General features: G+C 60.3%; 16 protein-coding genes. 13 read left to right on the forward strand and 3 right to left on the reverse strand.

Annotated features, from left to right (window positions below):
- The first annotated feature begins 92 nt into the window (after positions 1-92).
- The 5 genes from nuoL to J2X56_RS21745 all read left to right on the forward strand — a co-directional run bounded on the left by nuoL (position 93) and on the right by J2X56_RS21745 (position 6,373).
- Positions 93-2,183: an NADH-quinone oxidoreductase subunit L gene (nuoL, locus tag J2X56_RS21725; protein ID WP_034337678.1), complete on the forward strand. Its 2,091-nt coding sequence runs from the start codon at positions 93-95 to the stop codon at positions 2,181-2,183.
- 22 nt (positions 2,184-2,205) lie between these two features.
- Complete coding sequence (locus J2X56_RS21730; protein ID WP_039786695.1) at positions 2,206-3,696, forward strand: NADH-quinone oxidoreductase subunit M; 1,491 nt, start codon at positions 2,206-2,208, stop codon at positions 3,694-3,696.
- A gap of 155 nt (positions 3,697-3,851) precedes the next feature.
- Positions 3,852-5,360 carry an NADH-quinone oxidoreductase subunit NuoN gene (nuoN, locus tag J2X56_RS21735; RefSeq protein ID WP_121039205.1) on the forward strand — a complete coding sequence of 503 codons (1,509 nt, stop codon included), beginning with the start codon at positions 3,852-3,854 and terminating at the stop codon, positions 5,358-5,360.
- A 12-nt stretch (positions 5,361-5,372) separates the two neighbouring features.
- A complete protein-coding gene (locus tag J2X56_RS21740) occupies positions 5,373-5,687 on the forward strand; it encodes a DUF2818 family protein (RefSeq protein ID WP_121039208.1) in 315 nt (104 codons plus the stop codon).
- Positions 5,688-5,797: 110 nt separating this feature from the next.
- On the forward strand, positions 5,798-6,373 hold the full coding sequence (locus J2X56_RS21745; RefSeq protein ID WP_121039211.1) for an NUDIX domain-containing protein: 576 nt from the start codon (positions 5,798-5,800) through the stop codon (positions 6,371-6,373).
- A gap of 79 nt (positions 6,374-6,452) precedes the next feature.
- On the opposite strand, the gene J2X56_RS21750 is transcribed toward J2X56_RS21745, so the two are convergent.
- The gene (locus tag J2X56_RS21750; RefSeq protein ID WP_209568389.1) at positions 6,453-8,129 is read right to left on the reverse strand and encodes an electron transfer flavoprotein-ubiquinone oxidoreductase; all 1,677 of its coding nucleotides are present in this window, start codon (positions 8,127-8,129) and stop codon (positions 6,453-6,455) included.
- A gap of 432 nt (positions 8,130-8,561) precedes the next feature.
- On the opposite strand from J2X56_RS21750, the gene J2X56_RS21755 reads away from it, so the two are divergent.
- The 6 genes from J2X56_RS21755 (at position 8,562) to J2X56_RS21780 (ending at position 15,108) form a co-directional block, all read left to right on the forward strand.
- A complete protein-coding gene (locus tag J2X56_RS21755) occupies positions 8,562-8,987 on the forward strand; it encodes a thioesterase family protein (RefSeq protein ID WP_204725298.1) in 426 nt (141 codons plus the stop codon).
- A 156-nt stretch (positions 8,988-9,143) separates the two neighbouring features.
- Positions 9,144-10,295 carry an ABC transporter substrate-binding protein gene (locus tag J2X56_RS21760; RefSeq protein WP_034337699.1) on the forward strand — a complete coding sequence of 384 codons (1,152 nt, stop codon included), beginning with the start codon at positions 9,144-9,146 and terminating at the stop codon, positions 10,293-10,295.
- A gap of 176 nt (positions 10,296-10,471) precedes the next feature.
- A complete protein-coding gene (locus tag J2X56_RS21765) occupies positions 10,472-11,362 on the forward strand; it encodes a branched-chain amino acid ABC transporter permease (RefSeq protein WP_039786681.1) in 891 nt (296 codons plus the stop codon).
- Between the two features lie 4 nt (positions 11,363-11,366).
- Positions 11,367-13,334, forward strand: a complete 1,968-nt coding sequence (locus tag J2X56_RS21770) for an ABC transporter permease subunit (RefSeq protein WP_209568387.1) — start codon at positions 11,367-11,369, stop codon at positions 13,332-13,334.
- Positions 13,335-13,336: 2 nt separating this feature from the next.
- On the forward strand, positions 13,337-14,065 hold the full coding sequence (locus tag J2X56_RS21775; protein WP_034330243.1) for an ABC transporter ATP-binding protein: 729 nt from the start codon (positions 13,337-13,339) through the stop codon (positions 14,063-14,065).
- Between the two features lie 236 nt (positions 14,066-14,301).
- On the forward strand, positions 14,302-15,108 hold the full coding sequence (locus tag J2X56_RS21780) for an alpha/beta fold hydrolase (RefSeq protein ID WP_310162549.1): 807 nt from the start codon (positions 14,302-14,304) through the stop codon (positions 15,106-15,108).
- Between the two features lie 57 nt (positions 15,109-15,165).
- Here J2X56_RS21780 and J2X56_RS21785 read toward each other — a convergent pair whose 3' ends face one another.
- A complete protein-coding gene (locus tag J2X56_RS21785; protein ID WP_310162553.1) occupies positions 15,166-15,360 on the reverse strand; it encodes a hypothetical protein in 195 nt (64 codons plus the stop codon).
- Between the two features lie 56 nt (positions 15,361-15,416).
- Between J2X56_RS21785 and J2X56_RS21790 the strand changes: the two genes are divergently transcribed.
- Positions 15,417-15,899 (forward strand): XRE family transcriptional regulator, encoded by a 483-nt coding sequence (locus tag J2X56_RS21790; protein WP_310162556.1) that lies wholly within the window; start codon positions 15,417-15,419, stop codon positions 15,897-15,899.
- Positions 15,900-15,946: 47 nt separating this feature from the next.
- Positions 15,947-16,216 carry a hypothetical protein gene (locus tag J2X56_RS21795; RefSeq protein WP_134135089.1) on the forward strand — a complete coding sequence of 90 codons (270 nt, stop codon included), beginning with the start codon at positions 15,947-15,949 and terminating at the stop codon, positions 16,214-16,216.
- On the opposite strand, the gene J2X56_RS21800 is transcribed toward J2X56_RS21795, so the two are convergent.
- A complete protein-coding gene (locus tag J2X56_RS21800; RefSeq protein ID WP_310162558.1) occupies positions 16,183-17,796 on the reverse strand; it encodes a hypothetical protein in 1,614 nt (537 codons plus the stop codon). The two genes, J2X56_RS21795 and J2X56_RS21800, sit on opposite strands and share 34 nt — an antisense overlap.
- Positions 17,797-17,926: the final 130 nt, after the last annotated feature.

Genomic DNA, 17,926 nt, shown 5'->3' on the forward strand with positions numbered 1-17,926 from the left:
TTTTGTGTTCTGGTTTGAATTTCATTTAAAGATGGGAGGCCCCCTTGCAGCAGCGCTGCGGGCGGGGCAGCCAATAAGCGATAAGGTTCATCATGGCTGGGCAACTTAACCCACATCTTCTTCTTGCTGTACCCCTGGCGCCGCTGGCAGGCTCGGCCATCGCCGGTCTGCTGGGTACCAAATTCTTCGGCAACGTGGTTGGCCGCAAGGTGTCGCATACCGCGACCATCCTGGGCGTGCTGATCGCCGCCATCATCTCCATCCAGACCCTGCTCGCAGTGCTGGACGGCGCGACCTACAACGGTACGCTGTACAACTGGATGACGGTGGCCGGCCTCAAGCTGGAGATCGGCTTCATGGTCGACAGTCTGACCGCGATGATGATGTGCGTGGTGACCTTCGTGTCCCTGATGGTGCACATCTACACCATCGGCTACATGGCCGAAGATGAAGGCTACAACCGCTTCTTCTCCTACATCTCGCTGTTCACCTTCTCCATGCTCATGCTGGTCATGAGCAACAACTTCCTGCAGCTGTTCTTCGGCTGGGAAGCGGTGGGCCTGGTGTCCTACCTGCTGATCGGTTTCTGGTACACCCGCCCGACCGCCATCAAGGCCAACATGAAGGCCTTCCTGGTCAACCGCGTGGGTGACTTCGGCTTCATCCTGGGTATCGGCCTGCTGCTGGCCTATGCCGGTTCGATGAACTACACCGAAGTCTTCGACAAGCGTGCCGAGCTGGCCCAGCTGACCCTGCCGGGTACCGACTGGATGCTGCTGACCGTGGCATGTATCTGCCTGTTCGTGGGTGCCATGGGCAAGTCGGCCCAGTTCCCGCTGCACGTCTGGCTGCCGGACTCGATGGAAGGCCCGACCCCGATTTCCGCGCTGATCCACGCCGCCACCATGGTGACGGCCGGTATCTTCATGGTGACCCGCATGTCGCCGCTGTTCGAACTGTCCGACACCGCGCTGTCCTTCATCCTGGTGATCGGTGCCATCACGGCGCTGTTCATGGGCTTCCTGGGCACCATGCAGAACGACATCAAGCGTGTGGTCGCTTACTCCACGCTGTCGCAGCTGGGTTACATGACCGTGGCGCTGGGTGCGTCGGCCTACTCGGTGGCCGTGTTCCACCTGATGACCCACGCCTTCTTCAAAGCACTGCTGTTCCTGGGTGCCGGTTCGGTCATCATCGGCATGCACCACGACCAGGACATGCGCAACATGGGCGGCCTGCGCAAGTACATGCCCATCACCTGGATCACTTCGCTGCTGGGTTCGCTGGCGCTGATCGGCACCCCGTTCTTCTCGGGCTTCTACTCCAAGGATTCGATCATCGAAGCCGCGGCCGAGTCGCACCTGGCCGGTTCGGGCTTCGCGTATTTCGCCGTGCTGGCCAGCGTCTTCGTGACGGCCTTCTACTCCTTCCGCATGTATTTCATGGTCTTCCATGGCAAGGAGCGCTTCGGCCAGGCGCACGGCCATGACGATCACCACGCTCCGGCTGCGGCCCACGGCGTGCATGACGACCATGCGCACGATGCCCACGACGATCACGGCCATGATGAGCACCATCACGGCCTGGCTCCGGGCCAGAAGCCGCACGAGTCGCCGCTGGTGGTGACCCTGCCGCTGATCCTGCTGGCCATTCCCTCGGTCATCGTCGGTTTCTTCGCGATCTCGCCGATGCTGTATGGCGACTTCTTCAAGGGCGTGATCTTCTTCGGTGAAAACCACAAGGTCATGGAAGAACTGGCCCACGAATACCACGGCCCGGTGGCCATGGTGCTGCACGCCTTCACCAGCGCGCCGCTGTGGCTGGCCATTGCCGGTGTGGTCGTGGCGTACTACTGCTACATGATCAACCCGCGCGTGCCGGCCTGGTTCAAGGAAAAGTTCAGCATCATCTACACCATCCTGGACAACAAGTACTACATGGACAAGTTCAACGAAGTCGTCTTCGCCGGCGGTGCCCGCCTGCTGGGCAGCGGACTGTCCACCGTGGGCGACCGTGGCATCATCGACGGCCTGTTCGTCAACGGCAGCGCCAAGGTCGTCGGCTGGTTCTCGAAATTCACGCGTCTCTGGCAGTCCGGTTACATCTATCACTATGCGTTCGTGATGATCATCGGGGTGCTGGGTTTCCTGGTGTGGTTCATGCCGTTCCCGTTCGCCAAATAAGCTGTCCGAGTAAATAACAACCATGATGCAGTCAACATTTCCCATCTTGAGCCTCGCGATCTGGGTACCGATCGTCTTCGGCATCCTCGTCCTGGCACTGGGCCGCGACAGCAATCCGGGCCTGACCCGCTGGCTGGCGCTGTTCGGGTCGCTGGTCGGCCTGGTCGTTACTTTCCCGCTGATCCAGCACTTCGATCCGCTGGCGCACGGTTACCAGTTCGTCGAAAAGACGCCCTGGATCGACCGCTTCAGCATCAGCTACTTCCTCGGGCTGGACGGCATCTCGCTGTGGTTCGTGCCGCTGACCGCCTTCATCACGGTCATCGTGGTGCTGGCCGGCTGGGTGGTGATCCAGAAGCGCGTGGCCCAGTACATGGGTGCCTTCCTGATCCTCTCCGGCATCATGATCGGCGTGTTCTCCTCGCTGGATGCGATGCTGTTCTACGCCTTCTTCGAAGCGACCCTGATCCCGATGTTCATCATCGTGGGCGTCTGGGGCGGCGACAACCGCGTGTATGCAGCCTTCAAGCTGTTCCTGTACACGCTGCTGGGTTCGCTGCTGATGCTCATCGCCCTGATCTACCTGTACTACGTGTCGGGCGGCAGCTTCGAGATCCCGACCTGGCATCAGGTGCCGCTGTCGATGATGGAACAGAAGATCCTGTTCTTCGCCTTCCTGGCCGCTTTCGCGGTGAAGGTGCCGATGTGGCCGGTGCACACCTGGCTGCCTGACGCCCACGTGCAGGCACCGACCGGTGGCTCCATCGTGCTGGCTGCGATCATGCTGAAGCTGGGTGCTTACGGTTTCCTGCGCTTCTCGCTGCCGATTCTTCCGGACGCCAGCCATGCGCTGTCGGGCTTCATGATCTTCCTGTCGCTGGTGGCCGTGATTTACATCGGTCTGGTAGCCCTGGTCCAGCAGGATATGAAGAAACTGGTCGCCTACTCATCGATCGCCCACATGGGCTTCGTCACCCTGGGCTTCTTCATGTTCAACGACATGGCAGTGCAGGGCGGTATCGTGCAGATGATCTCGCACGGTTTCGTCTCCGGCGCGATGTTCATGTGTATCGGCGTGCTGTATGACCAGATGCACACCCGTGAGATTTCGCAGTACGGCGGTGTGGTCAACAAGATGCCGCGCTTCGCCTTCTTCTTCATCCTGTTCTCGCTGGCCAACTGCGGCCTGCCGGCCACTTCCGGTTTCGTCGGCGAATTCATGGTGATCCTGGGTGCAGTGAAGTTCAATTTCTGGATTGGCCTCCTGGCCGCCACCGCCCTGATCCTGGGCGCGGCGTACTCGCTGTGGCTGGCCAAGCGCGTGATCTTCGGTGCCGTGACCAACCATCACGTGGCTGAACTGGTGGATGTGAATGGCCGCGAGTTCTTCATCCTGGGCCTGCTGGCGATCGCTACCCTGGTCATGGGTATTTATCCCGGCATCATCACCGACAGCATCCAGACCTCGGTGACCGACCTGCTGAAGCACGTGGCGGTCTCCAAGATCAACTGATCTGCGCAGAAGAAGTGAAGGGCGGGGCGCTCGCGTCCCGCCGACAACCAAGCTGGGCAACAACGAGTAACGAGACGAGCCGGTGTGGCATTGCCGGTCGGGCGGCGCGATCAAGGTCGCGACACAAGCGGGCGTACACAAGCGGTAGTAACTAAATGAATAACATGAATCTGATCCCTGTCTATCCGGAAATATTTCTGCTGATCGCGACTTCCGCGATCCTGCTGATCGATATGTTCCTGCCGGAAAGCAAGCGCGTCATCACCTATCTGCTGTCCCTGGCAGCGCTGGTGGTGTGTGCGGTACTGACCTTTGCCGACCTCAACACGGGCGCTACGGTCTACACGTTCAACAACATGTTCGTGTCCGATCCGCTGGCCAACCTGTTGAAGCTGTTCACCTACCTGGGTGTGGGCGTCACGCTCATCTACTCGCGCCAGTACAACACTGCTCGCGGCATCACCGGTGGTCCCCTGGGCGGCGAATATTACGCCCTGGCGCTGTTCGCGCTGCTGGGCCAGATGGTCATGATCTCCGGCAACAGCTTCCTGTCCATCTACCTGGGCCTGGAACTGATGTCGCTGTCGCTGTACGCCCTGGTGGCCCTGCGCCGTGACCACGCCGCTTCGACCGAAGCCGGCATGAAGTACTTCATCCTGGGCGCACTGGCCTCCGGCTTCCTGCTGTACGGCATGTCGATGCTGTACGGTGCGACCGGCGGTGCACTGGAGCTGAACGAAGTCTTCCGCGCCATCGTCTCCGGTACCGTTGACCGCACCCCGCTGGTGTTCGGCATCGTGTTCGTGGTGGCTGGCCTGGCCTTCAAGCTGGGTGCCGTGCCCTTCCACATGTGGGTGCCTGACGTCTACCAAGGTTCGCCCACCCCGGTGACCTTGCTGCTGGGTGCCGCACCGAAGCTGGCGACCTTCGCCATCACCTTCCGTCTGCTGGTCGAAGGCATGCTGCCGCTGGCCGTGGACTGGCAGCAGATGCTGATGGTGCTGGCCGTGCTGTCCATCATCCTGGGCAACGTCACCGCTATCGCACAGACCAACATCAAGCGCATGCTGGCCTACTCGACCATCTCGCACATGGGCTTCATGCTCTTGGGCATGCTGTCGGGCGTGGTAGACGGCAACCTGTTCTCGGCCGTCAACGCCTACAGCTCTTCGCTGTTCTACGCGGTGACCTATGTGATCACTACCCTGGGTTCCTTCGGCGTCATCATCCTGCTGTCGCGCTCGGGCTTCGAAGCTGACACCCTGGACGACTTCAAGGGCCTGAACCAGCGTAGCCCGTGGTTCGCCGCCGTGATGATGATCATGATGTTCTCGCTGGCCGGTATTCCCCCGCTGGTGGGCTTCTACGCCAAGCTGTCGGTGCTGCAGGCCGCCATGGCCACTGGCCAGATCTGGCTGCCGGTGCTGGCCGTGGTCTTCTCGCTGATCGGTGCCTTCTACTACATCCGCGTGGTCAAGGTGATGTATTTCGACGAGCCCACCGACACCAGCAAGATCGTCGCTACGCCTGAAATGCGTGTCGTGCTGAGCTTGAACGGTATCGCCGCCCTGGCCATCGGCCTGTGGCCGGGGCACCTGATGGATGCCTGCACCAACGCCATCGTCAGCACCCTGGCGACCTTCCTCAGCAAGGTCGTGGCGTAAGGAAACAGGGAAATGAACGTTTCCCTGTTCAGCTGGATCGTCATCCTGTTGGCCGCCCTGGCGGCCAATTTGCCTTTCTTCAACCAGCAATTGTTCGGCCTGATTCCGCTGAACAAGGACGCCGCCTGGGTCAAGCCGATCTGGCTGCGGCTGCTGGAACTGGTGGTGCTGTATTTCCTGGTCGGCGTCGCTGCCCATCTGCTGGAAAGCGGCATCGGCAACGTCTTTTCGCAGGGCTGGGAATTCTATGCCATCACCGCTTGTCTGTTCCTGGTGCTGGCCTATCCTGGCTATGTGATGCGATACCTGCGCAAGCAGCACGCCTGAAGCAGCCTGCAAGAGGCGTCGGTCACTGACTGACGCCTTTTTTCTTGGTGCGTGCCGGTCGGGCGCGGCCGGTCGTTTTTCTTCTCCAACCTCATCCCCTCGCACATATCATGGACGCCCATCTCAAAGAGACGCAGAAAGACACTCGCCAGGTTTACGACGGCCATTTCCTCAAGGTCCAAAAGGACACCATCGTGCTCCCGGACGGCAAGGAAACCAGCCGCGAATACATCAAGCACCCCGGTGCAGTCACGGTGCTGCCACTGTTCGAGGACGGCAGCGTGTTGATGGAGCGCCAGTTCCGCTATCCGCTGCACCGGGTCTTCATCGAATTCCCGGCCGGGAAGATCGATCCGGGCGAGGATACGCTGGACTGCGCCAAGCGTGAACTGAAGGAAGAGACCGGTTATACCGCCACCGAATGGCAGTACGTGTGCACCATTCACAATGCCATCGCCTATTCGGATGAACATCTGGTGCTGTATCTGGCGCGTGGCTTGAAAGAGGGCGAGCGGGAGTTGGATGAAGGTGAATTCCTCGACATCTACAAGGCCCCGTTGGCCGAGCTGCTGGAACAGGTACGCAATGGCCAGATCACGGATGTGAAGACCGTGATCGGGGTGTTCTGGCTGGAGAAGATAATCAATGGCAGCTGGACCCCGCCCGAACGCCCGGCCGGCATCTGAGAACTGTGCTGACCCAACGAAAAAAGCCGCATCCCTGACAAGGATGCGGCTTTCGTTTTTGCGAGACAGGGAAGGGCGCTTACATGCCCGAGTAGTTCGGCCCGCCGCCGCCTTCCGGGGTGACCCACACGATATTCTGTGTCGGGTCCTTGATGTCGCAGGTCTTGCAGTGCACGCAGTTCTGCGCGTTGATCTGCAGGCGATCGGAATTGTCCTCGTTCTTGACGAATTCATACACCCCGGCCGGGCAGTAGCGCGATTCCGGGCCGGCGTACTTGGCCAGATTCACCTGCACCGGAACATTCTTGTCCTTCAGCGTCAGGTGCGCGGGCTGGTCTTCACCGTGGTTGGTATTGGAGATGAAGACCGAAGACAGGCGGTCAAAGGTCAGCTTGCCATCCGGCTTGGGATAGGCGATCGGCGCGAAGTCCGAAGCCGGGCGCAGGCATTCGTGGTCGGCGTGGGTATGGCGCAGCGTCCACGGCGCCTTGCCCCCGAAGAGCACCTGGTCGATGCCGACCAGCAGGGTACCGGTGATCAATCCCTTGCTCATCGACGGCTTGAAATTGCGTGCCTTGTGCAGTTCTTCCTTCAGCCAGGAAGCCTCGAAGGCTGCCGGGTAAGCCGCCAGCTCATCGGACTGGCGGTTCTCGCCCAGCGCCGCGAAGGCGGCATCTGCGGCCAGCATGCCGCTCTTGATGGCGGCATGGCTGCCCTTGATGCGCGAGGCATTGAGGAAGCCCGCATCGCAACCCAGCAGGGCGCCACCGGGGAAGACCAGCTTGGGCAGCGATTGCACGCCACCGGCCGTGATGGCACGTGCGCCGTAAGAGATGCGCTTGCCGCCTTCGAAGAACTTGCGGATCTCCGGATGGGTCTTGTAGCGCTGGAATTCCTCGAAGGGCGAAAGATACGGATTCTGGTAGGCCAGTCCTACGACGTAGCCGACGGCGACCTGGTTGTTTTCCAGGTGATACAGGAAGGAGCCGCCGTAGGTGTCATTAGCCAGCGGCCAGCCGGCGGTGTGAACCACCAGGCCGGGCTGGTGCACTTCGGGCTTCACTTCCCACAGTTCCTTGATGCCGATGGCGTAGGTCTGCGGATCGCGTCCGGCATCGAGCTTGTACTTGGCGATCAACTGCTTGCCCAGGTGGCCGCGCGCCCCTTCGGCGAAGAAGGTGTATTTCGCGTGCAGCTCCATGCCCAGCTGGAAGTCTCCGGTGGGTTCGCCTTCCTTGTTGATGCCCAGGTTGCCGGTCGCCACGCCCTTGACCGAGCCGTCCTCGTGATACAGCACTTCGGCCGCCGGGAAGCCGGGGAAGATCTCCACGCCCAGCGCCTCGGCCTGCTGGCCCAGCCAGCGGGTGACATTGGACAGCGAGATCACGTAGTTTCCATGATTCTGGAAGCAGGTCGGCAGCAGCCAGTTGGGGGTCTTGTAGGCCTTGTTCTCGGAGAGGAACAGGAAGCGGTCCTCGGTCACCGGCATGTTCAGGGGCGCGCCTTGTTCCTTCCAGTCGGGGATCAGTTCGGTCAATGCACGCGGGTCCATCACCGCGCCGGAGAGGATGTGGGCACCGACCTCGCTGCCTTTTTCCAGCACGCAGACCGAGACTTCCCGGTTCTGTTGCGCAGCCAGCTGCTTGAGGCGAATCGCTGCCGACAAACCAGCGGGCCCGCCGCCGATGACGACGACGTCATATTCCATCGATTCGCGAGGGCCGTATTGTGCGAGCAAGTCTTGAGAAGAAGTCATGGGTGTCCCGTGTTATGTGAACTGCCTGTTTTTCGAACGATCGTGCTATTGTTAAGTATTTTTCGAAGGAACGCTAGAGGGAACGGCCATTTCGCGGTTTTTTTATTCAACTTCTAGCGTTCATATCTGAAACAATGCACTGCAAGCGGACTGTCCTGCGGGAAAATCGCCCCGCGCCGGAAGCTTGCCGGAGGTGCCGTATTTTATGGGATTTTCTGCGCGAGGCTCATACCGTATTGGCGTGACCTGATAACCCTGTGTTATGCGCGGTCGCTGCGGTGAGGGCGCGTTGGCGAGCAGGGTGACTCGGTAGTGAAGCAGAAAGCCCCAGCGGATGCGGGGCACGGCTGCGTCGTAAATGCGACAGATCTCGCGCGTCGCGCATGAAAAAAATTACATTCATTGATGAATCAAACCGGAAAAGGACCCACGATGAGCAGTCACGAAGCCGCCGCCACCAAGCCTCTGTACGTCTCGCAGCAACGCATTCGCTGGGGCGACATGGACGCCTTCGGCCACGTCAACAACACGCTCTATTTCCGCTTCATGGAGCAGTGCCGCATCGAGTGGCTGGAAGATGTGTTCGGGCCCACCATCGCAGGCGAGGAGGGCCCGGTGATCGTCAATGCGCACTGCAATTTCCGCCGCCAGATGAAGTATCCCGCCAGCATCCTGGTGCAGATGGGCGCGGGGCACCTGGGGCGCACGAGTGTGGAAACTACGTATGTCATCCGCGACGCTGCCGATGAACAGATCATTTATGCTGACGGTGCCGCAAAAATCGTCTGGGTCGATTTCAAGAAAGAGAAATCCACTGCACTGCCTGAGAAGCTGCGACAGCTCCTGACAAGCCTGTAAGTTTGGCGCAAGGAAACTGGGACAGAATCGGCCCGACACTCCCGCAAGGATTCGCCACAGAGCGAAGGGGAGCGGAGAATTCGTTCACACGGAGCGGGTTCCAAAAGCGCTACGCCCGCTCGCGTGCTAGCCAACAATTACATTCTGGAGGATGACATGAGCTACAAGACCCAAGCCTTTGTTGCCGCTGCCCTGATGAGCCTGGCGCTCACTTCGCAGGCTGCGGATCCGATCAAGATCGGCGTTTCCGGCCCTTACACCGGTGGCTCTGCCCCGATGGGCGTGTCCATGCGTGATGGCGTCAAGCTGGCCGTGGCCGAGATCAATGCCGCTGGCGGCGTGCTGGGCCGGCAGATCCAGCTGGTCGAGCGCGACGATGAAGCCAAGAACGAACGCGGCGTGCAGATCGCCCAGGAACTGATCAACAAGGAAAAGGTGGTTGCCACCGTCGGCTTCATCAACACCGGCGTGGCCCTGGCCTCGCAGCGCTTCTACCAGGAAGCCAAGATCCCGGTGATCAACAACGTGGCGACCGGCACCGTGATCACCAAGCAGTTCGAGAAGGAAAAGGACAACTACATCTTCCGCACCTCGGCCGCCGACAAGATCCAGGCCAAGATGATCGCCGATGAAGCGGTTGACAAGCAGAAGTTCACCAAGGTCGCCATCCTGGCCGACTCCACCAACTACGGCCAGCTCGGCCGTGAAGACCTGGAAAAAGTGCTGGCCGACAAGAAGGTCACCCCGGTGGCCGTCGAAAAGTACAACATCAAGGACGTGGACATGACAGCCCAGCTGCTCAAGTCCAAGCAGGGCGGCGCGCAAGCCGTGCTGACCTACGGCATCGGCCCGGAACTGGCGCAGATCGCCAACGGCATGGAAAAGCTGAACTGGCAGGTGCCCATCATCGGCAGCTGGCCGCTGTCGATGGGCAACTTCATCGACAACTCCGGCAAGAACGGCAACGGTGCCCGCATGCCGCAAACCTTCATCCAGGACGGCAACACGCCCAAGCGCAAGGCCTTCATCGAGGCTTACCAGAAGGCCTACAAGGTTGACCGCATGCCTTCGGCCGTCTCGGCTGCCCAGGGCTATGACTCCATCCTGCTGCTGGCCGCTGCCATCAAGCAGGCTGGCACCACTGATGGCGACAAGGTTCGCGCCGCGCTGGAAAACCTGAACACCAAGGTCGAAGGCGTGGTGACCACTTATGACAAGCCGTTCACCCATGACGATCACGAAGCCATCAAGCCTGGCATGGTCGTGATGGGCGAGGTCAAGAACGGCCGCGTCATCCTCGGCAAATAAGAACCGACTCGCTTCACTTCACGTAACGCAGTCGAAGAGGCCAGTCCTTGCGATCCGGGGGCTGGCCTTTTTCACACGATCTGTTGACGAATTTCTAACGGCGCCGGGGGCGGTCGCCGCGGGATCGTTGCAGCTCTACGCCGCCACCCGGCGGTAGCCGCTTCTTGGGAAATACAATGGACATCCTCTTACAACTGGTCTTCTCCGGGATCGCGCTGGGCATGATCTATGCCGTGATCGCCTTCGGTTACCAACTGACCTTTGCCACGTCCGGCACGCTCAATTTCGGCCAGGGTGAAGCCCTGATGCTGGGCGCGCTGGTCGGGCTCTCCGTGGTAGGCAACATCCACGGCGGGCCTTATCTCAACTACTGGCTGATGATCCCCATCGTGCTGGTCTTCGGTGCCCTGCAGGGCATGTTCGTGGAATGGATCGGCGTGCGTCCGGCCATCAAGATCAAGTCCGAATTCGGCTGGATCATGTCCACCATCGCGCTGGCCATCATCTTCAAGAACGTCGCCGAGAACATCTGGGGCAAGGACGACCTGCCGTTCCCGTCGCCCATCTCCGGCACACCCTTCCAGGTCTTCGGTGCCAACGTGCAGCCGATGCAGGTGCTGGTGGTGATCGGTGCCTTGCTCATCATGGCGGCGGTCGAATTGTTCAATCGCAAGTCGATCTACGGCAAGGCCGTAGTGGCCACCTCCAACGACCGCGATGCGGCGGGGTTGATGGGCATCAATACCAGCATGGTGATCACTTTTTCATATGCCCTGTCTTCGGCCACCGCCGCCTTCGCTGGCGTGCTGGTGGCGCCGCTGACGCTGACCGGCGCCACCATGGGCGCGGCACTGGGGCTGAAAGCCTTCGCGGTGGCCATCATTGGTGGCCTGACCTCGGGCATGGGCGCCATCGTCGGCGGCCTGATCCTCGGCGTGGCTGAAACCGTGACCGGTTTCTATATCTCGACCGGCTACAAGGAAGTACCGGGACTGGTGCTGCTGCTGCTGGTGCTGGCGGTGAAACCTGCGGGCCTCTTCGGCAAAACTGCGATCAAGAAGGTCTGACACCATGAACAAGAAAATCCTGCTGCTGTCCTTGCTGGGCATCGCCGCGCTGGGCGGCATTCCCATGGTGGTGCACAACCCGTATTACCTGCACCTGATCGAAACCATCCTCATCTACGCCATCCTGCTGTTCGGGCTCGATATCGTGGTCGGCTACACCGGCCAGGTCTCGCTGGGCCATGCGGGCCTGTTCGGCATCGGCTCCTACGCGGCCGGCGTGTTGTTCTTCAAGCTGGGCCTGCCGATCTTCGTGACGATTCCGGCGGCCATTGCCGTGACTGCCGTCTTCGGTGCCATCCTGGCGCTGCCGGCGCTGCGCGTGACCGGTCCTTACCTGGCCATGGTGACGCTGGCCTTCGGGACCATCATCCAGATCCTGATCAACGAGATGACCTTCCTCACCGAAGGCCCGCTCGGGATCAAGGTCGCCAAGCCGATGCTGGGTGGCGAGAAGATGAACGAAGTGCAGTTCTTCTACTTGGTGGCGATCCTGATGGTGATCTCCATGCTGGTGGTGCATCGCATCCTCAAGTCCAACCTGGGCCGTGCCTTCCAGGCGTTGCGCGACAGTCCGATCGCCTCGGACTGCATGGGCGTGTCGGTGTATCGCTACAAGGTCTATGCCTTCATCATCAGTGCGGCGCTGGCCGGGTTGTCGGGCGCTTTGTATGCGTATTCGGAAGAGTACATCTCGCCCAATACCTACAACTTCGAACTGACCATCCTGTTCCTGCTGGCGGTGATCATGGGTGGCCGCAAGTCGCGCATCGGTTCGCTGATCGGCGCATTGATCGTGGTGATGCTGCCCAGCCTGCTGTCGGACATCGCGCTGTTCCGCCAGATCGCCACCGTATTGGCCGTGATCGTGGTGATCGGCGCCGGCGTGCAGCTGGCCAAGGGGACCAAGACCGCGCGCGGCATCGCGGTGCCGGTGGTGGCGACCATCGCCATGGCCGCCTTCTCCTACAAGCTGGAAAACATCACCGACTGGCGCCTGACCATCTTCGGTCTGATGACGCTGTTCGTCGTGTATTACCTGCAGGACGGCATCGTCGGCTTCTGCCGCAACCTGTTCGGCCGCATGCTGACCAAGCACGTGCCCGTGGCCCAGCAGATCGCCGGTGACAAGGAGCGCGCCGTCATCACCACCGACTCCGTCAAGGACGAGGGCGCAACGCTGCTGAAGGTCAACCAGATCCTGATGCAGTTCGGTGGCCTGAAGGCCTTGAACCGGGTTGACCTGGATGTGCGTAAAGGCACCGTGCACGGCCTGATCGGCCCGAACGGCTCGGGCAAGAGCACCATGATGAACGTGTTGACCGGCATCTATCGTCCTACCGATGGCGTGGTGGAATACGACGGTCGCCCGATCTCCGGCAATACGCCTTCGACCATCGCCCTGGGCGGCGTGGCGCGCACTTTCCAGAACGTGCAGCTGTTCGGTGAAATGACGGCCACTGAAAACGTGCTGGTGGGCCTGCACCACACCTTCAACAGCAACGTGGTCGACGTGATGGTCAATACGCCGCGCTACGTGCGCGAAGAGCAGGCCGCACGGGAACGCGCCGCTGCGATCCTGGAATTTGTCGGCTTGGCCAACCTGGCCAACGAGGAGGCGCGCAACCTGCCCTACGGCAAGCAGCGCCTGCTGGAAATCGGCCGTGCGCTGGGCCTGAACCCCAGCCTGCTGCTGCTCGATGAACCGGCCGCCGGCCTGACGGCACCGGACATCAAGGAGCTCGTCGCCATCATCCGCAAGATCCGCGAAGCCGGCATCACCATCATCCTGATCGAACACCACATGGACGTGGTCATGTCGATCTGCGATACCGTCACCGTGCTCGACTTCGGCCAGAAGATCGCCGAAGGCAAGCCGGCCCAGGTCCAGGCTGACCCCAAGGTCATCGAAGCCTACCTCGGCAGTGGCGCAGGCGATGCCCACGACAACCCACCCAGCCCCGCGGGAGCCTGAACATGCTGACCATTTCCAATCTGCACGCCGCTTACGGCAAGGTCGAGGTGCTGCATGGCATTTCGATGGACGTCCCCAAGGGCAAGGTGGTGACCCTGATCGGTTCCAACGGTGCCGGCAAGACCACCACCATGCGCGCCATTTCCGGCATGATCAAACCGAAGGGAGGGGAAGTCACGCTCGGCGGCAAGAACATCACCGGCCTGGACTCGCACCGCATCGCGCGCTACGGCCTGGCGCATTCGCCGGAAGGCCGGCGCGTCTTCGCCACCATGAGCGTGACCGACAACCTGCTGCTGGGCGCTTTCCCGCGCTTTACGCGGGCCCGCCCCAAGGGCGATATCGCGCACGACCTGGAACGCGCCCTGGAGCTGTTCCCGCGCCTGAAGGAGCGGCAGACGCAGCTGGCCGGTACCCTGTCGGGCGGCGAGCAGCAGATGCTGGCCATGGCGCGCGCGGTGATGTTGAACCCCGAAGTGATCCTGCTGGACGAGCCATCGATGGGGCTGGCGCCGATCCTGGTGGATGAGGTCTTCCGCATCATCGTGCGGCTCAAGGAGCAGGGCGTGACCATGCTGCTGGTGGAGCAGTTCGCCGCTGCCGCGCTCAATGTTGCGGACTACGGCTATGTGTTGGAGAATGGCAAGATCTCCGTACACGGACCCGCCGACAAGCTGCAGAACGACCCGGCGGTCAAGGCCGCCTATCTGGGCGGCGGTGCGCATCACTGAGGGCTGCAAGCGAGCAGCATCAGCCATGCGCCTGGCGTGATACTGGGGCTCGCACGTCGCGCAAGCTGATAGCGTGTCCGGTATATTGCGGGGGAGCCATACCCCCTTGAAGGCTGATTCAGGCGCACCCCCCGGTGCGCCTTTTTATTTGCCGTCTGCCCCTTTGGGTGCCGTGTGCAGGTAGGGGGGGGCGGCGGCCGGACGCAATGCGTCAGTACCCAAGCAGAGGAGCGAGCATGTCCGAACGGCAGGACGCGTATATCGAGACCGAGGGCGGAACCCTGCATGCCAGCGTGTGGGGCGGTTCGCCCGAGGCACGCACGCCGATTGTGCTGTTGCACGACTCGCTGGGCTCGGTCGCCTTGTGGCGCGACTTTCCTGCCCGGCTGGCGGCGCAGACCGGACTTCCCGTCATTGCCTATGATCGGGCCGGCTTCGGACTGTCCTCGGTGAGGACGGATGGACTGGCGCTGGATTTCATCTCTGCTGAAGCACCCACGTCGCTGTCCGTGGTCCTGCAGCATTTCGCAGTGGAGAAGGTGATCCTGTTTGGCCACAGCGTCGGCGGTGGCATGGCCGTGTCGGCGGCGGCACAGTGGCCGCAGCGAGTGCTGGCCGTCATCACCGAATCGGCACAAGCCTTCGTGGAGGACCGGACCTTGCAGGGCATTCAGGAGGCGCGAACCCGCTTTGCCGATCCGGCACAACTCGCGCGCCTGGCGAAGTACCACGGCAACGACCTGCAACAAGCGCGCTGGGTGCTCTCGGCGTGGATCGACACCTGGCTCTCGCCTTCCTTTGCGCACTGGTCGCTGGCCCCCATGCTGGAGCGGCTGCGCAGTCCGGTGCTGGCGCTGCATGGCGATCTGGATGAATTTGGCAGTCTCACGCATCCGCGCATGATTGCCAGCCTGCCCGCAGCGTTCCCGGGGCAGGGCGAGTCGCGGGTGCTGGCGCAATGTGGCCATGTCCCGCACCGCGAGCAAGCGGATCAGGTGATGCGGGAAGCCAGGGCGTTCCTGCTGCGCCGCGGCCTCATCTGACCCGTTCGGCCGCCCCGTTCATCGTCATCCTGGTCGGGCGAATGCGTGTGCGCGATCTCAATCGGCAGGATGCTGGCGGCGATACGTCTGCAGTCCCAGCAAATACATCGTGCGAATGAAAAGAGCGCGCGAGCGGTAGGTTTGTTGTGCCAACAGGTCAGCTTCCTCGAATTCCGCCTCATTTAATCGAAAATTCACCAGACGCGTCGTTCCTTTTGCGGGCTTGCGTTCGTTTTGTTGCTTGGGTGCCATAAGATGTCTCCTCGCTGTTGAGCTGAAAGCAACATTCTAGGAGAGGTCCTTTTCATATGTCATCGAATAAGAGTGAATTTTTGACAGTACTTGGCGATCGCCTTGCGCAAGAGCGTGGCCGCTGCGGTCATACCCAGAAATCGGTAGCGGACCAGCTCGATATCACGGCACGTACCCAAATCAAGTACGAGATCGGCGAGACCGCGCCGGACGCTTATTACCTGCACGGCCTGGGGGAGATCGGGATCGATATTACCTATGTGCTGACCGGTGTGCGCGGCAGTACGCCGACCCAGCAGGAGAGCGAGCTGATTGCCTGCTATCGCGCCGTGGATCCGGTGCTGCGCAGTTCCCTGGTTCAGCTCTTGTCGGGCTTGTCGCAGATGGCCAAGACGGGGAAGAAGAAGCGCGATCTGCCAGCAGGGACCGAGGCCAGGCGTATCCGGCCAGGACGGCAGCGCAAGGTCAATGCGATAGCGGCGGACAGCGCAGCTGCTTCGGAGTTGACACCGGTCGTAAGCGGGTATGGCAAGGAGTGAGCCAGTTCTTTCGAAGGAGCAGTCGGCAGGGCAGGACGTGCAAGACAATGAGCCTGAACGCCAGGGGCGCGATCCTTTCGAGGGCTGATACAACAACTTCACACAATGCCGCAGAAACGAAAAAGCACCACGATCGGCTGTGGTGCTTTTCATTGTTGGGGCCATTCGTTTTCAATGACTCAGCAAACCGGCTGATGCTTTTCCTGCGCATGAACTTGTGGAGTTTGTGCGGTGCGCAGGATGCGATGGTTATCGGCACGGTAGTGCTGCTTTGGGTCCGAGATCACGACTTGGCGCGAACGTTGCAACGGCGTTGACTGACTTCTACATCACCATATTTATGAACTGAGATTTCTTGCAGATCTCCGTGCAGATGCTCCTCGCAATATTTGGCCAGAAGATCGAAATAGGGTGCAATGGCAATGAACTTCATGCCTGATTCACTCGCAAGCAGATCTGGAACGCCTTGGCGCTTGCTCTGATCAACAAAGGTGTTCATGTAAGGGGCCTGAGCCAACCCGCCCAGGCTGTACAGCCTGAAAGGCATGTCAGCCTTGTGTCGTCCCAAGAATGGATAGGCTGCTTGAAACGGGAAGCTGCTGGCCCAATTGACGACGGTCGTGGAGGGGAATTCGGTCAAATCTTTTTGGATCCGGGCAACGGTTGACTTTGCGGTATTGGCTTCGATGCAAAGGTTGATGGTGTAAGGGATGAGCACGACAGCCAGCCCGATTATCGCCATGCGTGCACGGCGTGGGGGCACGGGGCCAATCAGGAATGGAGCCGTCAACAGCAGGCCTGCCAAAGGAATATAAACGTGCAAGATCCCCGGTCGGCCCATCAGACCCAATGTGAAAATCCCGGCCAAAAAGATGATCCAGCTGATGAATACCCGACGGCTGGGCAGGACAAACAACATGAACAACGCGGCCAGCATCGGAGCAATCAACTCCTTGTTCCAGAGAAATCTGATTCCAGTCATCGCGTTTGACAAGGAGTTGGCTTGCGTTGGCAAGGGACCCAGTTCGGCCAGCATTTGCTTGAGCTTGTTCACGTCGAGAATATTGAGATCGACGAAGAACCAGTTGATCAGCAAGTCAATATCATTGGTTGAGTAACCATGAGCTTGCAGGATGGCTGGATGCTGCCTGAGCAGAGCACCTGCACCGAAATCGACAATGGGAGAGATAACTTTGCTGGTTTCATTGAATGTCGCCCAACTGGCCGTTTGGTAGGCTTGGTAGTCGACAAGCGCGGCGATCAGAACGGCCGCAAAAAAGGCCCCGATCACGAATTTGGCAACTCGGTCCTGGATCAGGTTGCGCCATGGAACGAGAGGTGCCGAAACCAGCAGTACAAACAACACTTCGCGGCTGCGTATCAGGTAACCGGTAAACAGTAGCACCGCGCCCAGCAAGAGGATCGCTCTGCTGCGCTCCCGAATGAAGACCAACAGGCAAATGACGCCCGCAATACCGAGCAGGCCGGCGTTGATCGTGAATTGCGGGAAAAGCACAGGACGCACGAACAGGAACGCCGCAATCAGCGTACATAAGGTGATGCTCGTCTTCAGCTCACGCAATCCGTAGATCGTCGTCGCCGTGACCACGAATAGCACCCCGATCATGGCAACAGAATAGCCGTCAAGGCCATCGATTGATGGTATTGCTCTGACGAAATGTCCCCAGAGCACATTGGAAAATACAATATTGGGTGAGCCGAATGCAGCAATTCCGTAGCCATGGGCGATCATGGCCATGCCGGCGTCATCGTTACCCCAGTAGGCACCGAAACCTGCAAGCAATACGAAAACCAAGCCGCCGGCAGTCAGCAGCGAGCAAAATATGGATAGAAGCCGGGATTGGCCCTGATCATGCGTCGGGGAAACATTTTTCATTATTGTCCGATCGAAATCCGCGAGTTATCAGTCGCTTCACTGCAAGAGAGTGAGCCTTATAAGGGGGGCGCTGAATTATACTTGTCATCTACGAGACATTGTCAAAACGCAAGAAGAGGCGGGAATTCCA

It is taken from the genome of Herbaspirillum sp. 1173, from assembly GCF_031455335.1.
GTDB lineage: Bacteria > Pseudomonadota > Gammaproteobacteria > Burkholderiales > Burkholderiaceae_D > Herbaspirillum > Herbaspirillum huttiense.